Here is a 25,690-nt window from a genome sequence, read left to right as displayed (position 1 = left end):
CACCTCACTGTCCCCAGTCCACGACCCGCTCGATTTCAAGCGGATATTGCAGCCTGCCTTTGGCACGCGCCTTCAGCAGCCGCTCCAGCGCGCGCAAACGCTCATGCGCGAGCCCGTCGCTTTCACCCTGCGCAAGCTGATAGCGCAGGCGCACGGCCGAAGGCGACTGTGCGATCTGCCCGATCAGCCCGTCGACCGCCTTGTCAAGCGCCGCGCCCGGCTGCGCCCCGCCGGCCGCAAAGGCGCCCGCCGTCAGGTCGATATCGACGATCCGGCCGGAAGCCGCGCCGAAGTTCATCCGCGCAACCTTGCCCGGCGTCAGGCGCAGCGTGCGCGGGTTCTCGGTCGTGACGCGATAGCCCAGCGGAAGCGTGCGGGTATCGAGCTTCAGCGTGAAGTTTGAGCCGCCATCCTTCGGCAGGGCCGCGCAGGGCACATGGAAGCGGCCGAATTCATCGGTCGTGATGAGCAGGCCGTTCACCGTTGCCAGGCGCACGCCCGGCAGCCCCTTCTCGCCCGGAAGGTCCTGTTCCTCGACGATGGGCTGGCTCCATTTGCCGGTATAGACATCGTCGCGCGTGATCGCGCCCGAGCGGTCGGGCGGGCCGTCCTGACGGCCGTTGCGGTTCGTGTCGTCAAAGACCTTGCCGATCACGTCCGAGCAGTCGAACACCGCTTCGGGCCGGACCTTGACCACGGCGGAGGCGATGTTGGAAACGGCCTCTCCGGCAGAGTTCGCGTGCCAGGCACGGTTCACCAGATCGCCCCCCGCGACACGCCCCGACACCCGCGCCGCAAAGCGCAGCGTTGCCGTGGCGCCGGCCGCAAGATCGACCCCCTGCCATTCCAGCCGCCGGCCGACCAGCACCGGCTCGGCCGGGGCGCCGTTCAGCGTGGCGCTTCCGGGCGTATAGACAAGCCCGTTGGGCAGGTCGTCCACGAAGGTGCCGCCAAGGATCGCGCGGGCGCTTTCATTGCTGAATTCCAGCGTGTAGTTCACCGTTTCGCCGAAGACCGCGGTGGTGCGGTCCGCGCTCTTGCGGGCCAGAACATCGGTGCGTTCGGCACAGTTGGCCAACGGGATGTTATTGTTGAAGATGATCGGATCGCCCAGCTTTATGTCGAAGGTGGTGTAGAACCGGTTGGCCCCCTCCGAATAATCGGCCAGCCGCCCGGTCGTTCCCACCTCGCCGGAACCGATCGCCACCGGGTTGGCCGGCAGAAGCGTGCTCAGGGTGAGCCCGCCGCTGCTGAGCCGCGTGCTCGAGGGGGTGCTTCCCGGCGGATAGGTGATGTCCAGCCGGTAGCTGCCCTCGGCGGTCACGAAGAACTGGTAGCTGCCATCCGTGCCGTCGCGCACGATGGTGATGGCATTCGCGCTGCCCACGCCGCTGGCGCTGCCGAAGGGCCCGCTGACGCCGATGCTGCCGCCGGGAATGATGCGCCCGTCATCCTCGCAATAGAAATACCCGGTCGGATCATAATCCTCTGCGTTGCAGATCCCGTCGCCGTCGCGGTCATCGCCCGGACCGCAGCCTTCGTCCGCATCGGGCGCACCGTCGCCGTCACTGTCGGGCTGGGCCACGGGCACCTCGTTCGAGGGCGACCCGCCGGTCAGCTCGTCCGAAGAGGCCACGGCCACGTTCGGCGCACCGGGTTGCCCCGCCGCGGTCGAATAGGTCAGGGTGATCTCGGCGGTGCCGGCGGCCCCCGGCGCAAGGATCGCCCCGGCGCCCAGCAGATCGGTATCCCCGACCCCGTCGTAAGAGGGGTTCGCACCGGCCGGCGCAAAGCCCGTCACCGTCAGATCCACCGGATAATCGGCCGACAGCAGCGTCGCGGGCGCCAGGAAGCCTGCAAGGTCATCGGAAATCTGCACGTTGTTCATCGTCAGCGTGCCGGTATTCTCGACCCCGATGGTGAAGGTCACGCGGTGGATCGTCGGGAACAGCGTCTCGACCTCCGAGGCGCTCTTGGTCACCGTCATCTCGGCAATGCCCACGATCGCCACGGTCGTCGGATCGTCCTCTCCGACCCCGTCATCATCCGACAGCTCGGTAAGCGGCGTGCCGTCGGGCGCATCGGCCGACACGGTGACCTGGTTCTCGATCCCGCCGCCGTCGATATCCTCCTGCTCCAGCACATAGGTGGCGCTGTAGGTCCAGGTCTCGCCCGGCTCCAGCGCATCGGCAATCCCGCCGTCGCCGCTGACAAGATCCGGCCCGGTGCTCAGCGCCAGGGGCGTGGCGGCCGCATCAAGCCGCGTCATCACATCGGCAAGCGACACGTTCGAAAGCGTCTGGTTGCCGGTGTTTTCCACGGTGATGGTGAAGGCCACCGTCTCGCCGGGCAGCGGCGGATCGCTGAGGCCCGACAGATCGGCAATCTTGAGCGCCTCCATCCCCGCCACCTGGTCAAGCGGAACCACGGTCGGATCGTTGCCGAAATCGCCGTCGCCATCGCCGTCGCTGCCGGGGCCGTCGCTGTCGGACACATCGCTCAGCGGGGTGCCGTCCGGCGTGGTCGTGGAAACGGTCACGGTGTTGGAAACCCCGCCCGTGTCGATCGCGTCCTGCGTCAGGATCACGGTCGAGACGATCGTCCAGGTTTCCCCCACGCCCATCAGCCCGTCGTCGCCGTCATCGCCGGTAAAGGCACCCAGCGACACCGCAAGCGCGCCGCCATCGAGATCGGTGGCCGATTCCGCGATGCCCGTGGGCGTCAGCGTGACGTTGCCGGTATTGGTGGCGGTGATCGTGAAGCTCAGCACATCGCCCACCTGCGGCGGGCTCGACAGGCCCGTCACATCGGCGGTCTTCGCAACCTCGAGCGCCGGGGTGGCGGGCAGCGCGACCTCGGTCGGGTCGTTGCCGAAATCGCCGTCGCCGTCGCCATCCGTGCCGGGGCCATCGCCATCCGACACCGCCGTAATGGGCGTGCCGTCGGGGGTTTCGCCCGAAACCGTCGCGGTGTTGGAAACCCCGCCCGCGTCGATCGCTTCCTGCGTCAGTTCGACCGTGGCGGTCACGCTCCAGGTCTCGTCGACATCCAGAAGCCCGTCGCCATCAAGGTCGCCCGCGATTACGCCCATGACCGCCGTCATCGCACCGCCGTCGAAATCGGTCGGCGTATCGACGATGCCGGTGGGCGCCAGTGTGACGTTGCCGGTATTTTCGATCGTGATGGTGAAGACCACCTCGTCACCCACCGCGACCGGCGTCGAAAGCCCCGAGGTATCCGCGGTTTTCGTGACCAGCGCGCCCGGTTCGGACGGCAGGGTGGTCTCTGTCACCTCGTCGTCGTCGGGCGTGCCGCCGGAAAGATCCTCGACCGGGTTGCCCTGCGGATCGCTGGCGCTGCCCGTCGCCTGGTTCGAGACCGAGCCCGCATCCAGATCTTCCTGGGTAAGCGCATAGCTTGCCTCGAAGACAGCGGCGCCGCCCGCGGGGATGTCGATCTCGGGGCCGCCACCCAGATCGGCGCCGCCGCTGACATGGGCGGGAACGGGCGCGGTGCCGGTTCCGGTAAAGCCGGTCTCGGCCAATGTGGCGTCGAACAGCGTCACGGTGCCGGTATTCGTGACCGTATAGGTATAGGTGATCGTGTCGCCGACATCGACCACTCCGTCGCCGCCGTCATCCAGAACAGCCGCCTTCACCACCGCCATCGTGGCCGTGGTATCCAGAACGGTCCCGGTCGGGTCGTCGTTCGGATCGCCGTTGCCGTCGCCGTCGCTGGCGCCTGAATCGTCGTCCGACAGATCGCTGACCGGCGTGCCGTCGGGTGCCTCGGCGCTGACCAGAACGCTGTTGGCAACCCCGCCCGCGTCAAGCGCCTCCTGCGTCAGCGCATAGGTGCCGGTATAGGTATAGACCTCGCCCACATCGAGAAGGCCGTTGCCGTCGTCCCCTGCGGGCGCGCCAAGGCTTACGCCGGGGGTCAGGACGTTACCCGCCGCATCGCGCAGCGTGTCCGTGGGCACCACCGCGGCAAGGGTCTGGTTGCCGGTATTGGTGACACTGACCGTATAGGTGATGACATCGCCCACCGCGGGCGGCGTGCCAAGCGCGCTGACATCGGCGCGTTTCTGCACGTCAAGCGCCGGGGTTCCGCCGATCACATCGACCGAGCTGCTGTCTTCCGCCGTGGTGCCCGGAATGCCGGGCGGACCGTCGGCGGCGACGCTGGCCGCGTTGGTGATCGGGGCGCCCGCGTCGACATCGGCCTGCGTGACCGTATAGCTTGCGCTGAAGCGCACGCTGTCGCCGGGTGCAAGCACGCTCCAGACACCCGGACCGGCGGCATCGGTGCTGTCGCCGGTGGCCGCGCCGCCATCGCCAAGCAGCGTATCGCCGCCAAGCGTCAGCGCAACGGTGCCCGCCGCACTGGTATGCGCATCCGCGGGGGTCACGTCGAACAGCGTGACGTTGCCGGTATTGGTCACGTCATAGGTATAGGTGATGACGGTGCCCGCGGTCACATCGGTGGTCACCGAGGGCGTCTTGACCAGCGTCATCGCCGGAACGCGCCCGGCGCTGACCGTGACGCTGTCCTCGGCCGGACCCGGAGGCGTGGGCAGCGGCACCTCGCCCGAGGCGACGGTGGCGATGTTGGTCACCTCGCCGGCATCCACATCGGCCTGGGTCACGGTATAGCTTGCCGTGCAGACGGTCGATTCACCCGGCGCAAGCGCCCCGCCCGGAAGCGGGCAGCCGAACGTGCCGATGCGGTCATCGGTCACCTCGGGATCGACGCGCAGCGTCACGTTGCCGATATTCGAAACCGTATAGCTGTAGGACAGCACGTCCCCCGCCGCCGAGAAGGCGGACGTGGTCGCCGTTTTGTCCAGCGCGTAACGCGCGTCATGATCGGGGCCCTGCACGGTGATCGTGTCGCTTTCGACAACCTCGGAGGCGCCGGGGTTGGCGGGCGTGGCGCGCGCCGTCGCCGTGTTCTCGAAGCTGGCCGAACCGCCGGGCGCGCCGGCAAAGCCCGCCTCCAGATCGGCCTGGGTCACGGTATAGCTGAAAGTGCAGCTGGTATTCGTGGCACCGGGCGCAAGATCGGGCAGGCTACAGGTGACGCCGGGCACCAGGTCGTCGGTCACGCTTGGCGACCGCATGGTGACGTTGCCGGTGTTCTGCACGCTGACGGCAAAGGTCAGAACCTCGCCCACGCTGGAATAGGCCGGCGCGGCGCCGGGATCGGGCACCAGCGTCTTGGTGACCAGCAATGCAGGCACGGCCGCGGCAAGCGGATGCGTGTCGGTTCCGGTGCCGGAAACCGGCGCGCCCTGCGGATCGACCCCGCGCGCCGTCGCGGTGTTGGTCAGGACCTGCGCGTCGATATTGGCCTGGGTGACGGTATGGCTGCCGGTGCAGACCAGCGCCGCACCCGGCGCGAGGATCACGTTCGCCGGGGCAGGGGCACCGCCCATGGTGCAGGCAAGCGTGCCCACCATCGGGTCCTCGACCGAGACCACCGAAATCGTCTGGTTGCCGCTGTTCGTCGTGGTGATCGTATAGGTCAGCACGTCGCCCAGGCTTGCCGGATCGGGGCCGGCGGTCACGTCCTTGACCACGCTCAGCGCGGGCGCCTCGTCCCCCGTGGCGGTAAAGCTGTCGGGGGCAGAGCGGACGTCGATCTCGTCGGGCGTGCCCGGCGCGAAGACCGTCTGCGCGATGGCGACATTGGTGACCGAACCCGCATCCACATCGGCCTGCGTGATCGTGTAGGACGCCGAGCAGCTGTAGCTGTCGCCGACCGAGAAGACGCCTTCGGAGGCCGGGCGGCAGACGAAGGTGCCGATCCGGTCGTCGATGATCGAGATGTCCTCGGTCAGGCCGGCGCCGCCGGTATTGCTGACCAGATAGGAATAGGTCACGACCTCTCCGGCCGTCGTATAGGCCGACGGGCCGGTGGGGCCGCTTTTCTCGACGCTCAGCGCCGGGGTGGCGGTGACCGGATAGGTCACGGAATCGGGCGGCGAGGAGATCGGTCCGCCGCCGAAGCTGGCGCTTGCGGTGGCCGTGTTGGTCGTGCGGCCAAGGGCAAGGTCGCCCGTCCCCAGCGTATAGGTGGCCGTGCAGTCCAGCGTGGCGCCGGGCAGAAGCCCGCCGGCCGGGGTCGGATCGCAGGTCACCGAGGTCAGGTTGTCGGCCACCGTGACCGGCCCTTCCAGCGTGACGTTACCGGTATTCTCGACCAGATAGGCATAGCTCAGCACCGTGCCGAGGTCGAACAGGTCGGGCGTGGCCGCGCTCAGCGACTTGCTGACCGCAAGCGAGGCCGCCTGGACCGCGCCGATCGTGGCGGTATCGGGGGCGCTGTCCACCGGCGCGCCGTCAAAGACCGTGCTGGCCACCGCGATATTGGTGATCGTGCCTTCGTCCAGATCGGCCTGCGTCGCGGTCCATGTCTGCGAACAGGTCACGCTTGCACCGGGGGCAAGCCCGGCGGGCGCGCAGCTCAGCGTGCCGGGGATGCGGTCATCGGTGATGGTGACGGGCGCGGTCGTGGTGACGTTGCCGCTGTTGAGAACGACATATTCGAAAACCACCGTATCGCCCACCGCGTCGAAGGACGGCGCAGAGGATGCCGCGACCCGCTTGTTCAGGCTAAGCTCGGGGGTCTGCACGGCGTCGATCGTGACGCTGTCGGACTCGGACAGATCGACGCCGGCAACCGAAGCCGTGGCCGTGGCCGTATTGGTATGGCTGCCTGCATCCAGATCGGCCTGGGTCACGGTATAGCTTGCCGTGCAGACCCGCGTGGCCCCGGGGGCCAGGCTGCCGGACGGGCAACTGAGCGTGGTGGCGCCGGGGTCGCTGACGGCCGGGGCAGGCAATGTCACGTTGCCGGTATTGAGCACCGTGATCGTATAGCTCAGCACGTCGCCGACCGCGTCGAATTCGGTGGCCGTGCTGGTTTTCTCGACGCTCATCGCAGGTGCCGCCGCCGCGCCCGGCAGGCTCAGGGTGTCGCTTCCGCTTGCAGAGGTGCCGCGGGGGCCCGTCGCGCTGACCGAGGCGGTGTTGCTCAGAACCGTGCCCGAGACGGCAAAGGCATCCACATCGGCCTGCGTGACCGTGTAGCTGCCCGAACATTCCAGCGTTGCCGCGGGGGCCAGCGTGGCGGCGCTGCACGACAGCCCCGGCAGGCGCGGATCGCTGAGCGTGACGCTGCTCAGCGTGGCGTTGCCGGTATTCGTGACGACGAAGGAATAGGGAACCGTGGTGCCGGCCGCGCCGAAGGCCGTCAGGCTCGAGGTCTTTTCAACCGTCAGCGCCGTATCCAGCGCCGGGCCCGGCAGGGTGACGCTGTCGGTCAGCGCGCCCAGCACGCCGTGATCGGGCACGCCGGTCGCGCGGGCGATGTTGGTGATCTCGCCCAGGTCGATATCGGCCTGGGTAACGGTATAGGTCGCGCTACAGGTCGCAAAATCGGCAACGCCGCCCGGATCGGTATCCATGATCACGGATTTGTCGCAGGTGACCGTTGCGATCCGGTCATCGCTGACCCCGAGGCTGCGGATCGGGACCGAGCCGATATTGGTGACGATATAGGAATAGCTGATCGTCTCGCCCACGGTCGAGAACGCGGTGGCGGGCGTCGTCTTTTCAAGCGTGTAGCCGGGCGCGACGGTGCGGATGTCGAGGTTGGTCAGCGAAGGCCCGCGCTGGAAATCCCAATAGTTGTCGTTGGGGTCCGCATCATAGACCTGTGTCGTGATCTGGCCGGTGGACAGGATGTTGGACAGCAGCGCGGAATCGGTCGAGGAAAACCAGCCGGTGTTGAAGGTGTTGTCGCCAAAGCCGTTGACGAAGCCGCTGCCGACGGTTCCGGCATCGTTCGTGATCTCGGTGGTGCGCCCGGACCAGTTGCCGACGCTGTAGCCGTTCATGCGCAGCGTGATGTCGTTATAGTCGAAACCGCCGACCTGCGTGTCGCCGTCATGGGCCGAAAAACGCACATGGATCTGGGCGATCGAGCCGCCGAAATAGGTCGAGCAGGCAGAAAAGCCGCAATCCAGCGGGATCGGCGTATTGATGGTGAAGGGGTTGCCCCGGAAGGCCGCCGGCGTTCCGGTGTTCTGATAGCCGATAAAGGCGCCGGAAGGGTCCGAGAACTGGTAATAGACGTTGCCGTTGGCACCGACCAGAACCACCGCCACGCCGCCCGCCTGGGGATATCCGGACGGCAGCGTGATCGAGGTGCCGGGAACGGTCATCGTGAACGGTGTCGCCGCGGCAGGAGGCGTGAAACCCAAAAACGACAGAAACAGGATGAATAGCGATGAGATCGGAAAGATCGACCGGCCGAACAGTAAACGCAATATCCCGCCCTCAAAAAAATTGGTTACCGGACGGGTAATGTATACTTAGAGAAATAGCAACCTGATCGAGAAAACAAATCGTCCCGGAAATGGCCCCGGAAAGTAGTCCGCCGTAACGATGATCTGCTACCCACCGCGCCCTCGACCGTTGTCAGAGTTTCCGCCCTTCTGCTCTACCCCCAACCTTAGACCACCGAAAGCTGGATTTTTCCGACTGTCTCACGATGACGGGCTGGTGGCGCCATCGGGATAATGCGTCGCCATCGGGACCTTGTGCCCGATGGCGATGTGTGGCCGTTCCTCATTGTAGTCTCTACGCCGAGCCTCCAACTTTTCCGCCGCGTCTTCAGGGCTCATGAACCAATGGCTGTTCAGGCATTCTGCCCGGAATCGCCCATTGAACGCCTCGATGAAGGCGTTGTCCATCGGTTTGCCTGGTCGAGAGAAGTCGAGGGTCACGCCGCGTTGGCAGGCCCATAGGTCCATGTCGAGCGGGATGAACTCGCGGCCCCGATCAACCCGGATCGTGTCCGGATATCTCTTCGGCAAGACCGTCTCGCTAGACGCGCTTCGCGTCGAGAAGATGAAAAACAGCGCTAATCTCGCCGACGAAAATCTCCAGGCTACCCTACGGACCCTGGTCGAAGCACGGCTCAATGTCCTGATCAGTGGCAGCACCTCGACCGGCAAGACCAACTTCGCCTGCCACCTTCTGACGCACGTCAATAAGCACGAGCGGCTGATCACCATCGTGGACGCTTTCGAGCTTTTCCCTAACCAACCCAACACCGTCAACCTCCTGGCCGATCGCGATTCCGGCTCGCAACGCAGCGACAATGTCCTCCTTCAAGCCTCCCTACCGTTTTTGGCGAGAGCGGGTGTAGCCTATCGGCACGGCGAGCTGCAGTTCTCACCGTCGTGTTCTTTCTGCAGTGAATGAAAAGCTGTTCACCCTTAAGCGGCCATTGATCACCCGTCCCTTGATCTCGACGCCCAGTTCAAAATGACCAAGCATTCAGCCTAGGAAAGTATGGGACGGATGATGTGGCCCCGGTTTTCCCGGCAGCTCGGCGGCTGATCTAAGGTGTGTTCGGGTTGATTGTCATACCGCCAGTTTCTCGTCTCGACCACCCGCGCCTTCGACAAACTTGCCGCCAACGTAGTGACGCGACCCATAGCGTTGCAGTTCGGAAGTTCCGTCCATTGCTTTCATTCCTTTCGTAGGGATTTCATGTGCCAGAGGCGGTTTCGGACATTCCAAGCCGGAACAGGTCCACCACCTTCGAAAAATCCTTGAAGCCCGAGCCCTGTTCGGATTGCTGCTTCATCGCGTAAAGACTCTGCGCTAGGGCACCGAGTGGCGCAGGGTGCTTGCTGGACCGCGCGCTTTCCAACGCCAGCCCCAGATCCTTGAGCATCAACTGAAGCTGGAAGCCCTTCTCATATTCCCGACTGGCCGGCGCACCACCGACGATCCCGGGATAGGGATTCCAGTTGTCAATAAGAAAGGAGCCACCGCTGCTCTTACCGATGATTTTGCTTAGTACCGAGACGTCCAGGCCCAAACGCTCACCCAACGAAAGCGCCTCGGCAGTGCCGGCCATGATGACTGCTGCCAGCATGTTGTTGCAAACCTTTGCCGATTGCCCGCTACCCGCAGGCCCTGCGTGAAAAGCATTTCGCGACATGGCTCCTAGGATTGGTTCTGCCCGCGCGAAATTGTCCGTGCTGCCCCCTGCCATGATCGCTAGGGTCGCGTCACGTGCGCGCTCAACCCCGCCGGAAACCGGCGCATCGACCATACCCAGACCCGCCGCCGCCGCCGCACCGGCTAGGGCGCGGGCATCCTCCGGCGCGATGGTCGAGCAGTCGATGAAGAGCGGCGCGCCGGCCGCATCGCAACGCGCGAACAACCCGGCCTCTCCGGTCAGCAGGTCAGAGACGATCTTACCATTGGGCAGCATCGTCACTACAAACTCCGCTCCATCCAGCACCTCTGCCGGAGCTTCACAGAACTCCGCCCCCGCCTTGACCACCGTCGCCACATTCGCAGGGGCCACGTCATTCACCTTCAGGCGGTGTCCCGCACGCAGCAGGTTGTGCGCCATTGGGGCGCCCATGGTCCCAAGACCGATAAAGCCAATCCGCGCCATATGCTCCTCCCTCTGGCTGCCCGGATCGATCTCCATCGACCGGATTTTGTGGAGGTTAGGCAAAATTCTTCTGATAAAGAATTCGCGAAAGATGCAAAACTGCTTCGCAAAAATCGTCAATATCGCAATATGGGAAGTGTGGCGATAAAGATCAAAGAAAGGAGACCGGGTGAAGATGGACTGGGACGACCTGAAATACTTCCTGGAACTGGCACGCACCGGCACACTAACGGCAGCGGCGCGGCGCCTTCAGGTCAGGCATTCCACCGTAGCGCGCCGGGTGTCGCGACTGGAACGACTGCAAGGCGGCGCACTCTTCACCCGCAGCCGCGAGGGCTATGTACTAAATGACGCCGGGCGCGCCCTGCTGACCCAGGCGGAAGAGATCGAGAAAGCGTTCCATCAGCTCAACCCCAAGGCCGGAAGCGTCAATGAACATCTCTCCGGAACCGTACGAATCGGTTGCCCGGAAGGTTTCGATACTTATTTTGTGGCACGCTGGGTGTCACGACTGCGTGAGACCTATCCGCAGATCTCCGTCGATTTGGTTGTGCAGCCCCGCACCGACCTGCTCGCTCGGAACGAAGCCGATATCCTGATCCATATCGACCGCCCCAAGCGCGGTCCCTACGTAATCTCGAAACTGTTCGAATATCAGCTTAGCCTCTTTGCTTCGGTCGAATACCTCGCACGACATGGAGAGCCGAACACCCAGGCGGATCTTCGCGATCACCACTTCGTCAGCTATGTCACGGACCTCGAGCTATCCAAGGACTTACCCAACGCAGCTAGCATCACCCACGCGAACGAACCACAGTTCCGCTCCACCGCCCTTGCCACCCAGAAAGCCGCAGTTCTGACCGGCTATGGCATCGCCTTGCTGCCGGACTATACGATGGCGGACGCGCCGGAAGCGGTGAAAGTGCTCGGCCATCAGATCACCTATCGTCGAGCCTATTACATGCTGGTACCGGAACAGGGGCAGGCCATTCCACGGATTTCGGTGGTGTGGAATTTCCTTAAGACTGAATTCGGTAGGTAAACATGTCCGCTGTGCTGAACCACTGCACGCAGTTGTCGGAGGGATGAGCCATGTCGAGCGCTTTGTGGCATGGCAGAGGTGATGCGACCTCCTCCGGTCAGCGGCAGGTGTCGGCTCGATCCTTGGTGGTTGGGACAGTCGGCTGTGCGCAGGGGTGAACGACATAGTCGGAAATACAAGCTCTTACCCTGCCGATATCGGCCGCACCTCAGCAGACTGGGTAGCTTCGACGCTCGGAGCTATACCACCGAAAGAACAAAAAAGAAGGCTGGCTTCAAGGAAGCGGCATGTTCAAAAGGCAATCGTATTAACGTCGAGAACCTTCCTGAAATTGGGTGCCATCGCATGCTTCCAAAATTTGGCACGGAGAACTCCGTTGTCCCCGCTTCCCCTCAGCACGCCCACTCGTGCAAGTTTATTCGCCGGGCCATCGCCCTCTTTGGGCGTTGCCGTCCTGAGCGCCGGGAACAAGCTTGCAATCGGATTTTCCTGCCGTTTCGAGTGGGTGATCTGCGGAGATAATGCGCCATGCAGCGCCATCAGGGTCATCGAACTGCCCGCTCTTGAGCGCCCAATAGAAGGCGCAAAGACCCACGAGGCCGAGGCCTATCGAGAGGGGTATGAGCAGAAAAAGACTCATCGTCCCTCGCCAGAGATCGCTTGATAGGCGTGCCAGGTACCGTGCCCAAGAACTGGAAAGAGAATGATCAGTGCGGTAAGGCCGGTAACCGCTGACAGTCCAACTCCCGAAACGACGACCACAGCCCAGGCCAGCATAGGGCGCAGGTTCTGTACCGTCATCATGAAGCTCAACCCCATGGCGCTTAGCGCATCGGTCTTGCGCGAGACCAGCATGGGAATGGAGAAGACGCTGACCGCGAAGGCAAAGGCTGCGAACAGCCCTCCCACCAGGGTGCCTGTAGCGATCAGCGCCCACCCCCGGGGCGTCGTCAACACATTGGTCAACGCCTCCTCCGCGCCGGGGAAAGGGAAAAGGCCGAAAAACAGTGCATAGAGCAGATCAGCCGCCCTGAGCCAGAACAGGATGAGAAGGCCGAGCAGCAGTCCGGCATAGGCCAATTGCCCTCCTGACGCCGGCCGAAACACCAGAATGTCGGAAAACGCCACCTTTTGACCCCGCGCCTGCCTGCGGCTCTTTTCGTAGAGGCCGATCGCCAGGAACGGACCGACAATCAGGAAGCCGGAAATGGCGGGAAGCGCGAGATACAACAGATGGCTCATGTGGAGTGCCCACAGAACCGCATAGGATATCAGCGTCAGGAACACCCCGTAGGCAAGGCTGGACCAGGGCGCCATGCGCACATCCCGCCAACCGGCCTGAAGCCAATCCAGCGCCGAAGATGCCGGCAGGGCGCGTGCATAGGGTGAGGCAGGCCGGTCCGGATTGCGAAGGGTCGGAAGTGGTTCCAGCATCCCGTTCTCCTTTCAGCAGGCTCGTCTTGCCGGGATCAGACCTGCAGCTTCGCGGCATTCCGGTTGCGAGTGCAGGGCAACGGTCAGCAAATGCGCATTCGCACCAAGAAACAGCAGAAGAGCCGCCAATGCAGCTCCGATCGCCAGCCGCTTTTGAGCGCCCGGCGTCATCGCGTGCCTCCATCGTGTTGAGCAAGTTGCGAAACATAGAGGGCCAGAAGGCTGATTTCGGAATCCGACAATCGGCCCGCCCAGGCAGGCATCACGCCGTGGCGGCCGCGCCGGAGCGTCTGCATCACGGTTTCCGCATCCTGGCCATAGATTACGGCCTCGTCCGTGAGGGACGGTGCGCCGATTTCGAGGCCGCCGGCCCCGGTCTCGCCGTGGCAGGAACTGCAGTTTTCAGCAAAAAATGCGCCGGAAGAACTCTCAAAATCGGCAGATCCCTTCGGTAGCTCAGCTACGAATTCGGCAAGGGCCATCCGATCCGGGGGCTCCATCCAGTCAAAGGCGGGCATTTCGGCGTAGCGCGTGTCAGGGTCTTCAGCATTGATGCCGTGACGGATCGTCGTGGCGATTTCTCCGGGTTCTCCACTCCAGAGCCATGTGCTGTCAGACAGCGTCGGAAAGCCCGGCCCGCCTTGCCCAAGCGTGCCATGGCAGGCCGCGCAATTGTCGGCGAACAGACGTGCCGCGGCGGGCATCGCGGCCGACATCAGGGTCGCATCGGAGCGCAAGGCATCGAAGTTGTCATCCGAAAACCGCGACAGCCAATCCTGCCGTCTGTAAGAAAGATCGCTAAACCCCTTGATCGCCTCTTCGCCCTGATCCAGCCCAAGCAACCCGCGTGTGTAGTCGCGTCCGGTCGGCCAGGCCGGCAAGAGAATCCAGGCGACCACCGAATAAAGAAACGTCAACACCAGTGCCCAGATAACGATCTTCGGAAACGCGGTGTTCAATTCGGTGATGCCGCCCCAGTCGTGGCCCGTCGTATCATGGCCGGTGACCGGATCGACCTTGCGGTTGCCGGTATGCGGATCGGCCCCTGGCAGTTGCCTCGGATCGGTTGGGCTACTCATCTGGGTCGCCCTCGCCTTGAAGGACGGACCGTGCGGCGGCGTCATATGCCTTGCGGCGCGCGGGGCTGTAGGCACGGATCACGACGATCAGGAAAAATCCCATCAGCCAGATCAGGCCGACGGTCTTGGACAGATAGACCAGGATGTCATGTGTCATTGTGCCGCCTCCGCCAGTGTCCGATTGGGTGCATCGGTCAAGGTGCCAAGAGACTGGAGATAGGCGACAAGAGCATCCATCTCGGTTAGCCGCGCCGTATCTCCATCGAAAACCCGAAGGGCGGGCCGCTCACCGTAGCGCTCCAGAAATCCGTCTGTCGCGTCGCTGTCAGGACGGCTTTGCGCCAGTGCATCGGCTTCCGCCGACGCGATCATGTCTTCGTCATAGGGCACCCCGAGCCAGGCCAGCGCGGCCAGGGAGTCAGACAACAAAGCGGTGTCGAGCGTTCGTGTCAGCCAGGGATAGGACGGCATGATGGAGGCCGGCACCACGCTGCGCGGGTCGATCAGGTGTGCCACATGCCAGTCATCGGAGTATTTTCCGCCCAGTCGGGCCAGATCCGGGCCAGTCCGCTTCGATCCCCAGAGCATCGGGTGATCGTAGGCACTTTCCGCGGCAAGCGAATAGGGGCCATAGCGGTCCAGCTCGTCGGCCAGACTGCGCACCATCTGACTGTGGCAGGCATAGCAACCCTCGCGGATATAAATCTCGCGCCCGGCCAGCTCCAGCGGGGTATGGGGACGCAGATCATCGGGAAGTTCGACGGTCTCGTCGATGGTGAAGAGCGGTGCGATTTCGACGAGACCGCCGATCGAGGCGGCCACGATGATTGCGGTCACCAGCCCCATGGAGATCTTTTCGAGATTGTAGTGCAGTTTCAGCATGGGCTCACTCCGCCGGCTGCACGACAAGGGGGCGGTCGGTGGCGTGGCCCGCCGCGCCGCGCATCGTGGCACGGCAGTTCCAGGCGCAGATCGCCGCTCCGGCCAGGAACAGCCCGCCCCCGATCGTGCGCAGCAGGTAATAGGGGGCCATCGCCTGAACCGACTGGATAAAGCTGTAGGACAGCGTGCCATTCGCGTCATAGGCGCGCCACATCAGCCCTTGGGTGATGCCGGCGTTCCACATCGACACGACATAGACAAGCGTGCCCGTGACGGCGAGCCAGAAATGCCATTCGATCGCGCGGGGTGAGGCCATTTCTGTCTTGCCGCTGAGTTGAGGAACGAGCGTATAGATCGCGCCGAAGACGATCATGGCGACCCAGCCAAGCGTGCCGGAATGGACGTGGCCCACGGTCCAGTCGGTATAATGGCTGAGCGAATTCACGGGGCGGATGGCAAGAAACGACCCCTCGAAGGTGGACAGCCCATAGAACACGGCGGCGACGAACATGAAGCGCAGCGTCGCGTCATCGCGCACCTTGTGCCAGGCGCCGTTCAGCGTGGCGATGGCATTGCCCGCCGAGGCCCAGCTGGGCACCAGCAGCATGACCGAGAACGTCATCCCCAGCGTCTGCGCCCAATAGGGCAGCGCGGTGTAATGCAGGTGGTGCGAACCGACCCAGATATAAAAGAACGTGATGCCCCAGAAACTGACGATGGAGAGGCGGTAGGACCAGATCGGCCGGCCCGACCGGACAGGCAGGAAATAGTAGAGCATCCCCAGGAATCCGGCGGTCAGGAAAAAGGCGACCGCGTTGTGGCCATACCACCATTGCACCATGGCATCCTGCACGCCCGACCAGACCGGGAAGCTTTCGGCCGTGGTGAACCGCACCGGCAGGGCAAGGTTGTTGACGATATGCAGCATCGCCACGACCAGGATGAAGGCCAGGTAATACCAGTTGGCGACATAGATATGCGGTTCGTTCCGACGGGCGAGCGTTCGAATGTAAAGCACGAAATAGGTGACCCAGATCACCACGAGCCACAGGTCCGCATACCATTCGGCCTCGGCATATTCCTTGGACTGGGTCGAGCCCATCAGATAGCCGGTGATGGCCCAGGCGCAGAACAGGTTGTAGCCGATGAGTATGACCCAAGGGCTGACAGAGTCGGCCAGACGGGCGCGAGAGGTGCGTTGCAGGACGTGAAACGAGGTCGCGATCAGCGCGTTGCCGCCAAAGCCGAAGATGATGCCGGTGGTATGCACGGGGCGCAGACGGCCGAAGCTGGTCGCCGGCCAGAGTGGCGTTGCCTCTGGCCAATAGAGCAACGCCGCAACCCATACGCCGACGCCCATGCCAATCAATGCCCAGATCAGCGTCATGACGATTCCGAACCGGGTAGGCGCGTCGTAGTAACGGCGCAGCCGATCGGCCGGAGGCTCGGGGTCATAGAGTGCGCCACCAAGCAGAAACGTCAGGCAAATTCCAAGCCCGAGCGCCATGACCCCATGCACGGACATGACCCCTTGGCGTGCGGCGGCTGCCATTGCAAGGCCCATCACGGCCAGAAGGGCCGACAGGACCATGGCAATCCGGCGCTCGGAAACGGACAGCGTTTCTGTCATCCTGTTCTGCCTTTCTTCGTCATGCAGCTACCCGTTCGGGAAGAGCGATATCGGCAAGGGTCGATCTGTTCAGGTCTTCGATGAACCGGCTTTCAGCCTGGCGAAGCCGTAATTTCAGACGACAACAGCAGTCTATCGTGCAGTCTCCTCCCCCCGGCCTGAAACACTCGACCAATGCCTGGCCCTGTTCGAGCAGCCGCACGACATCGCCAAGCCGGATCTCGGCGGGGCTGGACCGCAAGACGGCTCCACCATTCACCCCGCGTCGGGTCTCCACGATGCCCCCCTGTGCGAGCCGCTGCATGATCTTTGTCAGATGGTTGCGGGACAGCTTGAACTCCTCTGCCATATCCGCCGTCGAGAATGCCTGGCCGGGATCGCTCGCCATCCTCATCAGCATTCGGAGTCCGTAATCGGTAAAGGATGTGAGATTCATGTTGTTCCGCTATCCATAAATCGGTATTTACAATACCTATTTAGCAGATGTAGCATGAGAATCAAGTTCAAATTCCCGAGAACCCGATGTCCTCTGCAAATCCCCAGATCATTTCCGCTAGGCCGCGAATGACCGCCGAGATCATGGCTCGGACCGGTTTGAGCGAGGAAAACCTGACCGAACTGGTGCATCGCTTCTATGACAAGGTGCGCACCGACACCGTTCTCGGCCCGATCTTCGCCACCCGGATTTCCGATTGGGGCCCGCACCTGGAACGCATGGTGGATTTCTGGTCCTCGGTCGCGCTGATGACGGGGCGCTATCATGGCGCCCCGATGCCGGCCCATGTGACCCTGCCGGTAGAATGGGGTCATTTCGAACGCTGGTTTGTGCTGTTCCGCGAAACCGCGGCCGAGACCTGCCCGCCCGAGGGCGCCGCGCATGTCATCGAACGTGCCGAGCGGATCGCACGCTCGCTGTGCATGGCGGTTGAGGATGTCAGACCCCGAGCCGTCCCTTCCCTGCTCTGACCAAAGGATATCGACATGACGAAACCGATACCCCCGCAAGATCCCTCCGACCTCACCCGCTACATCGAAGCGGAATATCATGCGAAACATCGCGCCCAGTTGCCCGAACTGGCGGAGCTGTCGGAAAAGGTGGAAATCATCCATGCCGGGCAGGCGGAAGTTCCTGCCGGGCTGGCCGCGTTGCTGCGCCGGATGATCGGCGCGCTTGAGGTGCACATGAAGAAAGAGGAACTGATCCTGTTTCCCGCCATTCGCAACGCGGCACCGGGGCTGGACGCGCCGATCGCGGCGATGCGCGCGGATCACGACGACCATGAGGCAGAGGTCGAAGAGGTCCGGCATCTGACGAACGGCCTGACATTGCCGGAAGGCGCCTGCCGAAGCTGGACGCGACTCTATGCCGGGCTCGGTGAATTCCTTGAGGACCTTGCGGCCCATATCCGGCTGGAAAACGACGTGTTGTTCCCGCAATTCGAAACCCGTGGCGCAGGCCATGTCTGACCTGCATCTTCCCAGGCCGACCAAGGACCTCGTCGAGCGGCGTCATGCCCTGGCACCGGAGGCCGAGGACGCCTTCCGCGCCTTTTCCAAAGTGGTGTTCGCCGAGGGTGCGCTGGATGCACGAAGCAAGCAGCTTATCGCCGTGGCGGTCGCACATGTCACCCAATGCCCGTGGTGCATCGAGGGCCATGTCAAGGCGGCCCGGCGTGCGGGTGCCTCGGACGAACAGGTCATGGAGGCGATCTGGGTCGCCGCGGAAATGCGCGCCGGCGCCTCCTGGGCCCATGCACTGAAGGCGGTGGAGGTGATGGGCGGCTCGGACAAGCGGGACAGCTGATGCCACCGGCAAGGCCGCCCATCCCCGATGCCCCCGGCGAACCTATCCGCGTCAAGCGGATCTATCGCGCGGCCCGCATTTCGGACGACAAGCGGATACTCGTCGACCGTCCATGGCCGCGCGGTGTGGCGAGGGCCCGCGCCCGGCTGTTTCAATGGTGCAATGAGATCGCACCGAGCGATGAGTTGCGGTAATGGTTCCACGACCACCCCGATCAGTGGCAGGCATTCACCACGCGCTACGAGACGGAACTTGCGGTCCATGATGATTTGGTGCGCGAACTTGCCGAATATGCGCGAGGGCGCCGTCACCCTGCTTCATGCCTCGAAGAACGAGGCGCATAACAACGCCATCGTGTTGCGCGATTACCTGCACCGATGGCTGAAACGGGAGGGGCAAATATGACGGACCGGCGAAAGGCTCCGCTGCACACACCACTTTGCGACCTGCTGGGATGCGACCAGCCCGTACTGCTGGCCGGTATGGGCGGCGTTTCCCGCTGGGAACTGGCCGCTGCAGTGGCCAATGCAGGCGGCTATGGGATGCTGGGTATGGTGCGCGAAGACCCGGCCTTGATCGCCGCAGAGGTTACCGCGCTGCGGAACGCGACGGACCGGCCCTTTGCCGTCAACCTGATCCCGGCGGCGACCGAGCCAGGATTGCTTGATGTGCAGATCGCCTGCTGCCTCGATCTTGGCGTGCCGGCCTTCAGCTTCTTCTGGGACGTGATGACGGACGTGGTGGCCCGCGTGAAACGCGCGGGTTGCCTTGTACTGCACCAGGTCGGAACGGTCGAGGCGGCGCGGATCGCCGAAGAGGCCGGGGCGGATGTGATCATCGCACAGGGCGTCGAGGCAGGCGGCCATGTTCACGGGCGGCATCCGGCCTTCGAGCTGGCTGAGCAGATCCTTGCGCAGACCGACCTGCCGGTCGTCATCTCGGGTGGGATCGCAACGGGCGAGGGCCTTGCCGCCGCACTGGCCATCGGCGCCGATGGCGTGCAATGCGGGACGGCCTTTTTGGCGACCAGGGAATCTTTCGCCCACCCCTACCACAAGTCCCGCATCGTCGAGGCCACGGGCGACGACACAGTGCTGACCGATGTCTTCGTTCTGAACTGGCCGAAGGGCGCGGCGGTACGGGTGATCGCCAACAGCGTGACCGACAGGCTGGAAGGGCATTACCTGGGCCATGATCCCGACAGTCTGCCACGCGAGGTCATCGCCCATGATGACGATCGGCCGCGCCTGCGTTTCAGCACGGATTCGCCCCTGCGGACAACAACCGGCAATCTCGAAGAGATGGCGCTCTATGCCGGTCGGGGGATAGGTGTGCTCAATGATGTTCCGCCCGCCGCCGCGCGTCTGGACACGATGGTCGCACGAGCCCGCCATATCCTGAAGGGCACGGTTTGAAACGGTTTCTAGGCGATGTCATGAGCGACGAATTCAAGAGTTTCCGATGCCAAAGCAGCTTTTCCTCACCACCCTGCTATGCCGCCGAGGTTGCGCCGGATTATTTCGATCCGCTGGCGGTCGATTCCGAAAAGGCACGCGACTTGGCCCGCTGGCGCAAGGCCGAACGCACCCGCCTGCGCGCTGCGCGTCTTGCGCTAACTGTTGATGAACGCGCGCAGATCGGCGAAGCGGTGGCCGGGCATCTGCGACAGGTGTTGAAAGAGCGCTTCGGCGGGGCACAGGGCATGGTGCTTTCCGCCTATTGGCCGATCGAGGGCGAACCCGACCTCCGCCCGCTGATGGCAGATCTGCACGAGATCGGAGTTACCGTCGCCCTGCCGCTAGTCGAAGCAAGGGCGGCCCCGCTCACCTTCCGCCGCTGGACGCCCGAAACCCGCATGGTGCGCGGCGATTGGAATATTCCCGCCCCACCCCCATACGCACCCGTCGTCACGCCCGGCATCGTGCTTGCGCCCCTCGTCGGCTTGATGGCGGATCGCTATCGTCTAGGCTATGGTGGAGGTTATTTCGACTGGACGCTGACAGCGCTGAACCCGAAACCCTTTGTTATAGGCATCGGGTTCAATGCGGCGCAGCTCACAACCATCTACCCACAAGCTTATGACACTCCGCTCGATCTCATCTTAACTGAGAACGGCTTGCGCAATGGTTGAGGATCAAATAACTGCTTCAATACTGGGCATGGCGCAACAAATCCGCCCACATATTCACCGCCCGACCAACGCCTTCCCCAAAATGTGATGGGTACATGAAGAATATCGATGAAAAGCTACAACCGATTCTCGCCGAAGTAATGCGGCGCAATGCCGGCGAGCCGGAATTCCATCAGGCCGTGCATGAGGTGATGGAAAGCCTCGGGCGTGTTGTAGCGAAGAACCCCGATTATCTTGAACAAGCACTCATCGAACGGATCTGCGAACCCGAACGCCAGATCATCTTCCGTATTCCGTGGGTTGACGACCAGGGCAACGTCCAGATCAATCGCGGTTTTCGTGTCCAGTTCAACTCGGCCCTCGGCCCTTACAAGGGCGGGATGCGCTTCCACCCTTCGGTCAACCTAGGGATCATCAAGTTCCTGGGCTTCGAACAGATTTTCAAGAACGCGCTGACCGGTCTGCCGATCGGCGGCGGCAAGGGCGGGACAGACTTCGACCCCAAGGGAAAATCCGATGGCGAGATCATGCGCTTCTGCCAGTCGCTGATGACCGAATTACATCGCCATCTGGGCGAACAGACGGATGTCCCGGCCGGCGATATCGGTGTGGGCGGGCGTGAAATCGGATACATGTTCGGTCAGTACAAGCGCCTAACGAACCGTTATGAATCAGGCGTATTCACCGGCAAGGCCATTGCCTACGGCGGGTCCCGTGCCCGAACCGAGGCGACTGGTTTCGGCAACACCTATTTTACCAAGGCCATGCTTGAAACTCGCCAGACCGGATTTGACGGTAAACGCGTGGTTGTTTCGGGTGCGGGCAATGTCGCCATCCATACCATCGAAAAGGTGCAGTACTTCGGCGGCACGGTAATCGCCTGCTCGGATTCCAGTGGCTACATCATAGATGAAGCCGGGATCGACCTTGCGCTTCTGCAGGAGATCAAGACCGTTCGCCGCAAGCGCATTTCGGAATATGCCCGGTTACGTGGGGACGGGGTTCATTTTGTACCTGTCGGGAAGGGGTCTGTCTGGGATCTGCCTTGTGACGTGGCGATGCCCTCGGCTACCCAGAACGAGCTTACAGGCAAAGACGCGAAATCACTGGTCAAGAATGGTGTTCTGGCTGTCGGCGAAGGCGCTAATATGCCCTGTACGCCCGAGGCGATCCGCATCCTGCGCGATGCCAGCATTCTGTTCGGCCCTGGCAAGGCCGCGAACGCAGGGGGCGTTGCGACCTCGGCATTGGAGATGCAGCAAAACGCCAGTCGCGATCGGTGGAGTTTCGAACAGACCGAACAGCGGCTGGCGCAGATCATGAAGAGCATCCATGACCGATGTGCTGAAACTGCCGAAGAATATGGCGCTCCTGGCGACTACGTTCTGGGCGCAAACATCGCCGGTTTCGTGCGGGTTGCCGAAGCGATGCGGATGCTTGGAGTGATCTGAGCCAATCACGCGGGTTAACGAAAGATCAGGGCGATCTCTTCTTTTCTCAGCAGCCTCCACTGACCGGGTTCAAGGTTTTCAGGCAAGCAAAGATCGCCCAGACGTTCGCGCCGCAGGGCCTCAACGAAATTGCCTACTGCGGCAAACATGCGTCGCACCTGATGGTAACGGCCTTCAGTCACAATGAGCAAGACCTCCGTTTCCGAGACCACCTCCAATACCGCAGGCGCAAGCGGCTTTTCCTCCCCCCTGAGCATCAATGTGCCCGAGGCAAAGAGTGATGCTTCCGTCCCGTTGAGCGGACGCGCGAGTTTCACACGGTAGGTCTTCCTTATTTGGCTTCTGGGGCTGCTCACGCGATGCAACAGCACACCATCATCGGTTAGCAGCAATAGCCCCGAGGTATGCTTGTCCAGGCGGCCAATCGCCGAGATCATCGGATTACGCCGCCTCCAGCGCTTGGGAAGCAATTCATATACCAGCGCGCCCGCCTCCTTGTGCGAACAGGTCACGCCCAGAGGTTTGTTCATCATGATGATCATACCCACGAGGGGATCTAGCACCCTGTCCTTGACCCTCAAGCGGTTCGGCAAATCCGCACTGACTGGAATGCGTAAGGTGGCGTCCGTGACTTTGATCTGATCGAGAACAATACCGCCGGACCGCGCCAACAGCGCGATGTCCTTACGCGTGCCATATCCCATGGAAGATAGGAGCTTGTCGATGCGCGTGAATGAAACCTTTGGCATGCCCATTTTGTCCTCATGTGCGATGCCAGTCGGGGCGGACAACACGAGCATCCTCCAGTCAAGATTTTATCGGCGGCTTGCCATAGCCCGTCGTGCGGATTCCGTAAGTCCGTAACACTGGGCGTAGTCTGCAACCACGGTTTCCAGTTCTATGACCCGTGCCTGAAGTTCTGCACAGTCGGCCGAACCAGATCCCTGCTTTGGGTTTCTTGGCAACAATGGTCGATTCTGGTTCGCCGAGGGAAATACGTTTGTTTGATGCATGTTCCTCTTTTTTTGCTGGCATCTCACAAGGTGCTCAATCTTCAGATCTCTTGTACTGCCCCGGATCGCGAAGATCCCTCGAACATGTGAGCATAAGTCACATGCACCACCACAGGCGAGATATATGCCCGCTATAACGAGTACGACAGCGTCGTCAAACAAGCTGATGCACCAATGCTTGCGTGTCGCATCGGCCGACAAGGCGACTTCGGTTGGAAAGATGTTCGGTGACGGCATGCTATCCGCGCTCGCTGTTAGGATTACAGATCATAGTTTGCCTGACTGAAATTTTTAATCAACCTTAACGTGTGTTTTTGAGTCTTTTAATGATAAAGTATCGTTGTCCACCAGCAGAAGGTCCTAACTCTAGCGGATGCATCAGGAAAGAGACTCGGATGGTAGAGACTATCGAGAAGGGTTTTGGGTCGTCATCCACGCAGGTCCCAAAAACATGGTCCATGGGAATGCAAGGGTTAGGAAAACAGGTGTGATCGCCTCCAACGCGTCGGTCCGGGCAAGCCGCCGCATACCATAGCCACCTTGCAGACTGGGACCAGATGCCACTGCGCGTTTATGATTGACTGGTAAGATCAGGTCGAGGGCACCCTCCCAAAGGGCAACATGCTCCACACCTGATGACGATGACGCCTGGCGCATGGTGGGCGCTGGTTCAGGTGGAAAAAGGTCAGGAAACAGGTCTTCGAAGTCGGCCTTGCAGATCATCATTTGATTGCATCCTTCTGATCGGATAGCTGGCACTTTGGGTTCGGATCGTTGTCGGTCCCTTCGATTGCGTGCTGTCTATTCCGGAATTCTATGGGCGTACGCCCGACGAAAGCCATGCATCTCAAGGGGTGCGGGTCCTTCTTGATGAATGCGATACGCCGTCGGTCACCGATCTAGATCTTGCGTTGCGCCTGTTATCGGCAGTGGCCCCTCATCTCGGCCAGAAGCAATTCGCGGAACATGGGAGCGTCGGGTTCGCGCCTTTCTGACTCGGTAGTCTTCCAGAACATAAGGAAAGCATGGCTTCGCTTCTAGCATGATCTGACCTAGGGACACTTCCCGCCCCTCGATGACTTTCGACCATACTGCAGCAAATTTCCGCTCTCCGCCCACTTATTCCGTTGCCTGGTTTGCGCTGACCAGGGAGCCGTGCCCCTGTCTGCTCCCCGCCCAAGTTTGCTCTTGCGTGTAGCACCGGTGTAGCACCGGCTCGCCTGGCCCAAACGCGGAAAGCGCCCCGTGGGGCGCCCTATCGTTGTTATTATTGGATTATTTTGGTTGCGGGGGTAGGATTTGAACCTACGACCTTCAGGTTATGAGCCTGACGAGCTACCGGGCTGCTCTACCCCGCGTCCGTTGAGCGTTTTGGGTCAGGGGTTTGTGCTTTGGTCCCCTGGCGGAAGCGTTGCGCGGGGTTTCGATCGCGCGTCGGTCTTCCGTTGCGGGCGCTCATGTTCCCGCGTTGTATGGGCCCCTTGGGCATGGTTATGTGCTTTGGGGCCGTGATCGTTTCGAGAGAACGTATCGCTTCTTTCTAGGTTTGGCGGTGACCTACTCTCCCACGTCTTGAGACGCAGTACCATTGGCGCGACGGCACTTAACGGCCGAGTTCGGAAAGGGATCGGGTGTTTTGCTCGTGCTATGACCACCAAACCGAGGAAGAAGCGTATCCAAGTCAAGTTATTGCGTATACCTGCTTTCGATCCATTGGAAGCCTGGCTTCTACTGGATCAAATCAAGCCTATCGAGCAATTAGTACCGGTCAACTGAACGCATTGCTGCGCTTACATCTCCGGCCTATCGACGTGGTGGTCTTCCACGGCTCTCAAGGGATACCTGGTTTTGAGGGGGGCTTCCCGCTTAGATGCCTTCAGCGGTTATCCTGTCCGTTCATAGCTACCCAGCACTACCGTTGGCACGATAACTGGTCCACCAGTGGAACGTTCACCCCGGTCCTCTCGTACTAGGGGCAACTCCTCTCAAGTATCCTACACCCACGGCAGATAGGGACCGAACTGTCTCACGACGTTCTAAACCCAGCTCACGTACCTCTTTAAATGGCGAACAGCCATACCCTTGGGACCTGCTCCAGCCCCAGGATGAGATGAGCCGACATCGAGGTGCCAAACGATGCCGTCGATATGGACTCTTGGGCATCATCAGCCTGTTATCCCCAGCGTACCTTTTATCCGTTGAGCGATGGCCCTTCCACTCGGGACCACCGGATCACTATGGCCGACTTTCGTCTCTGCTCGACTTGTCAGTCTTGCAGTCAGGCTGGCTTCTGCCATTGCACTCAACGAGCGATTTCCGACCGCTCTGAGCCAACCTTCGCGCGCCTCCGTTACTCTTTGGGAGGCGACCGCCCCAGTCAAACTACCCACCACGCAGGGTCCCGGATCCGGATAACGGACCGCGGTTAGACATCAAGAGTGCGAAGGGTGGTATCTCAAGGGAGGCTCCACGGGAACTGGCGTCCCCGCTTCGAAGCCTACCACCTATCCTGCACATCACAATCCTGATGCCAGTGCGAAGCTATAGTAAAGGTGCATGGGGTCTTTCCGTCTAACCGCGGGTAGTGTGCATCTTGACACACAGTTCAATTTCGCTGAGTCCACGTTTGAGACAGCGGGGAGATCGTTACGCCATTCGTGCAGGTCGGAACTTACCCGACAAGGAATTTCGCTACCTTAGGACCGTTATAGTTACGGCCGCCGTTTACTGGGGCTT

At 62.0% G+C, this 25,690-nt stretch carries 21 protein-coding genes, 1 tRNA gene, 2 rRNA genes and 2 pseudogenes (1 of these 26 running past the window's edge); 10 read left to right on the top strand and 16 right to left on the bottom strand.

The features are described 5' to 3' along the window. Positions 1–4: 4 nt before the first annotated feature. On the bottom strand, positions 5–8,230 hold the full coding sequence (locus AC4PTO_RS00780; RefSeq protein WP_492730979.1) for a DUF7507 domain-containing protein: 8,226 nt from the start codon (positions 8,228–8,230) through the stop codon (positions 5–7). 324 nt (positions 8,231–8,554) lie between these two features. Beyond that, a pseudogene (locus AC4PTO_RS00775) lies at positions 8,555–8,872 on the bottom strand (integrase core domain-containing protein); the annotation flags it as partial. On the opposite strand from AC4PTO_RS00775, the gene AC4PTO_RS00770 reads away from it, so the two are divergent. After that, a complete protein-coding gene (locus AC4PTO_RS00770; RefSeq protein ID WP_492730977.1) occupies positions 8,820–9,275 on the top strand; it encodes an ATPase, T2SS/T4P/T4SS family in 456 nt (151 codons plus the stop codon). The pseudogene AC4PTO_RS00775 and the gene AC4PTO_RS00770 overlap by 53 nt on opposite strands. A gap of 289 nt (positions 9,276–9,564) precedes the next feature. Here the strand turns inward: AC4PTO_RS00770 and mmsB are convergent, their stop codons facing one another. Continuing rightward, the gene (mmsB, locus tag AC4PTO_RS00765; RefSeq protein WP_492730975.1) at positions 9,565–10,608 is read right to left on the bottom strand and encodes a 3-hydroxyisobutyrate dehydrogenase; all 1,044 of its coding nucleotides are present in this window, start codon (positions 10,606–10,608) and stop codon (positions 9,565–9,567) included. A gap of 55 nt (positions 10,609–10,663) precedes the next feature. On the opposite strand from mmsB, the gene AC4PTO_RS00760 reads away from it, so the two are divergent. Continuing rightward, positions 10,664–11,530 (top strand): LysR family transcriptional regulator, encoded by an 867-nt coding sequence (locus AC4PTO_RS00760; RefSeq protein ID WP_492730974.1) that lies wholly within the window; start codon positions 10,664–10,666, stop codon positions 11,528–11,530. A gap of 291 nt (positions 11,531–11,821) precedes the next feature. On the opposite strand, the gene AC4PTO_RS00755 is transcribed toward AC4PTO_RS00760, so the two are convergent. The 9 genes and pseudogenes from AC4PTO_RS00755 to AC4PTO_RS00715 all read right to left on the bottom strand — a co-directional run bounded on the left by AC4PTO_RS00755 (position 11,822) and on the right by AC4PTO_RS00715 (position 16,991). Beyond that, the gene (locus tag AC4PTO_RS00755; protein ID WP_492733697.1) at positions 11,822–12,079 is read right to left on the bottom strand and encodes a hypothetical protein; all 258 of its coding nucleotides are present in this window, start codon (positions 12,077–12,079) and stop codon (positions 11,822–11,824) included. A 13-nt stretch (positions 12,080–12,092) separates the two neighbouring features. Continuing rightward, positions 12,093–12,170: pseudogene (gene ccoS, locus AC4PTO_RS00750) on the bottom strand (cbb3-type cytochrome oxidase assembly protein CcoS); the annotation flags it as partial. Next, positions 12,167–12,964, bottom strand: coding sequence for a DUF2189 domain-containing protein (locus AC4PTO_RS00745; RefSeq protein WP_492730973.1), 798 nt, complete (start codon positions 12,962–12,964; stop codon positions 12,167–12,169). The pseudogene ccoS and the gene AC4PTO_RS00745, both read right to left, overlap by 4 nt. Before the next feature lie 12 nt (positions 12,965–12,976). Then, positions 12,977–13,135 (bottom strand): hypothetical protein, encoded by a 159-nt coding sequence (locus AC4PTO_RS00740; RefSeq protein WP_492730972.1) that lies wholly within the window; start codon positions 13,133–13,135, stop codon positions 12,977–12,979. After that, complete coding sequence (gene ccoP, locus AC4PTO_RS00735; protein WP_492730970.1) at positions 13,132–14,043, bottom strand: cytochrome-c oxidase, cbb3-type subunit III; 912 nt, start codon at positions 14,041–14,043, stop codon at positions 13,132–13,134. The genes AC4PTO_RS00740 and ccoP overlap by 4 nt, the downstream gene beginning before the upstream one ends. Continuing rightward, entirely contained in the window at positions 14,036–14,200 is a 165-nt protein-coding gene (locus tag AC4PTO_RS00730; protein ID WP_492730968.1) for a cbb3-type cytochrome oxidase subunit 3, read from the bottom strand. The genes ccoP and AC4PTO_RS00730 overlap by 8 nt, the downstream gene beginning before the upstream one ends. Further along, a complete protein-coding gene (ccoO, locus tag AC4PTO_RS00725) occupies positions 14,197–14,925 on the bottom strand; it encodes a cytochrome-c oxidase, cbb3-type subunit II (RefSeq protein ID WP_492730966.1) in 729 nt (242 codons plus the stop codon). The genes AC4PTO_RS00730 and ccoO overlap by 4 nt, the downstream gene beginning before the upstream one ends. Positions 14,926–14,929: 4 nt before the next feature. Then, positions 14,930–16,555 (bottom strand): cytochrome-c oxidase, cbb3-type subunit I, encoded by a 1,626-nt coding sequence (ccoN, locus tag AC4PTO_RS00720; RefSeq protein WP_492730964.1) that lies wholly within the window; start codon positions 16,553–16,555, stop codon positions 14,930–14,932. A 19-nt stretch (positions 16,556–16,574) separates the two neighbouring features. Beyond that, positions 16,575–16,991, bottom strand: coding sequence for an RrF2 family transcriptional regulator (locus AC4PTO_RS00715; RefSeq protein ID WP_492730962.1), 417 nt, complete (start codon positions 16,989–16,991; stop codon positions 16,575–16,577). A gap of 128 nt (positions 16,992–17,119) precedes the next feature. Here AC4PTO_RS00715 and AC4PTO_RS00710 point away from each other — a divergent pair, with 128 nt between their 5' ends. From AC4PTO_RS00710 to gdhA, 8 genes are all read left to right on the top strand, one after another. Further along, on the top strand, positions 17,120–17,521 hold the full coding sequence (locus AC4PTO_RS00710; RefSeq protein ID WP_492730960.1) for a group III truncated hemoglobin: 402 nt from the start codon (positions 17,120–17,122) through the stop codon (positions 17,519–17,521). 15 nt (positions 17,522–17,536) lie between these two features. Continuing rightward, on the top strand, positions 17,537–18,022 hold the full coding sequence (locus AC4PTO_RS00705; protein WP_492730958.1) for a hemerythrin domain-containing protein: 486 nt from the start codon (positions 17,537–17,539) through the stop codon (positions 18,020–18,022). After that, positions 18,015–18,359 carry a carboxymuconolactone decarboxylase family protein gene (locus tag AC4PTO_RS00700; protein ID WP_492730956.1) on the top strand — a complete coding sequence of 115 codons (345 nt, stop codon included), beginning with the start codon at positions 18,015–18,017 and terminating at the stop codon, positions 18,357–18,359. The genes AC4PTO_RS00705 and AC4PTO_RS00700 overlap by 8 nt, the downstream gene beginning before the upstream one ends. Continuing rightward, positions 18,359–18,553: a DUF488 domain-containing protein gene (locus AC4PTO_RS00695; protein WP_492730953.1), complete on the top strand. Its 195-nt coding sequence runs from the start codon at positions 18,359–18,361 to the stop codon at positions 18,551–18,553. The genes AC4PTO_RS00700 and AC4PTO_RS00695 overlap by 1 nt, the downstream gene beginning before the upstream one ends. A 67-nt stretch (positions 18,554–18,620) precedes the next feature. Next, complete coding sequence (locus tag AC4PTO_RS00690) at positions 18,621–18,764, top strand: DUF488 family protein, N3 subclade (RefSeq protein WP_492730951.1); 144 nt, start codon at positions 18,621–18,623, stop codon at positions 18,762–18,764. Continuing rightward, on the top strand, positions 18,761–19,774 hold the full coding sequence (locus AC4PTO_RS00685) for an NAD(P)H-dependent flavin oxidoreductase (protein WP_492730949.1): 1,014 nt from the start codon (positions 18,761–18,763) through the stop codon (positions 19,772–19,774). Before AC4PTO_RS00690 ends, AC4PTO_RS00685 begins: the two co-directional genes overlap by 4 nt. Positions 19,775–19,794: 20 nt before the next feature. Continuing rightward, positions 19,795–20,490, top strand: coding sequence for a 5-formyltetrahydrofolate cyclo-ligase (locus AC4PTO_RS00680; RefSeq protein ID WP_492730947.1), 696 nt, complete (start codon positions 19,795–19,797; stop codon positions 20,488–20,490). A gap of 95 nt (positions 20,491–20,585) precedes the next feature. After that, positions 20,586–21,941, top strand: coding sequence for an NADP-specific glutamate dehydrogenase (gene gdhA, locus AC4PTO_RS00675; RefSeq protein ID WP_492730945.1), 1,356 nt, complete (start codon positions 20,586–20,588; stop codon positions 21,939–21,941). 14 nt (positions 21,942–21,955) lie between these two features. On the opposite strand, the gene AC4PTO_RS00670 is transcribed toward gdhA, so the two are convergent. The 4 genes from AC4PTO_RS00670 to AC4PTO_RS00655 form a co-directional block, all read right to left on the bottom strand. After that, positions 21,956–22,696 (bottom strand): 16S rRNA pseudouridine(516) synthase, encoded by a 741-nt coding sequence (locus tag AC4PTO_RS00670; protein WP_492730943.1) that lies wholly within the window; start codon positions 22,694–22,696, stop codon positions 21,956–21,958. 1,539 nt (positions 22,697–24,235) lie between these two features. After that, positions 24,236–24,312: transfer RNA gene (locus AC4PTO_RS00665), tRNA-Met, on the bottom strand. 186 nt (positions 24,313–24,498) lie between these two features. Next, positions 24,499–24,613 (bottom strand): 5S ribosomal RNA (gene rrf, locus AC4PTO_RS00660). 78 nt (positions 24,614–24,691) lie between these two features. After that, positions 24,692–25,690 (bottom strand): 23S ribosomal RNA (locus tag AC4PTO_RS00655) (it continues 1,833 nt past the right edge of the window).

This window comes from Rhodobacter maritimus, assembly GCF_058747975.1.
Note: the sequence above shows the minus strand (reverse complement) of the source record. Positions and strands in the feature narration are given on the sequence as shown.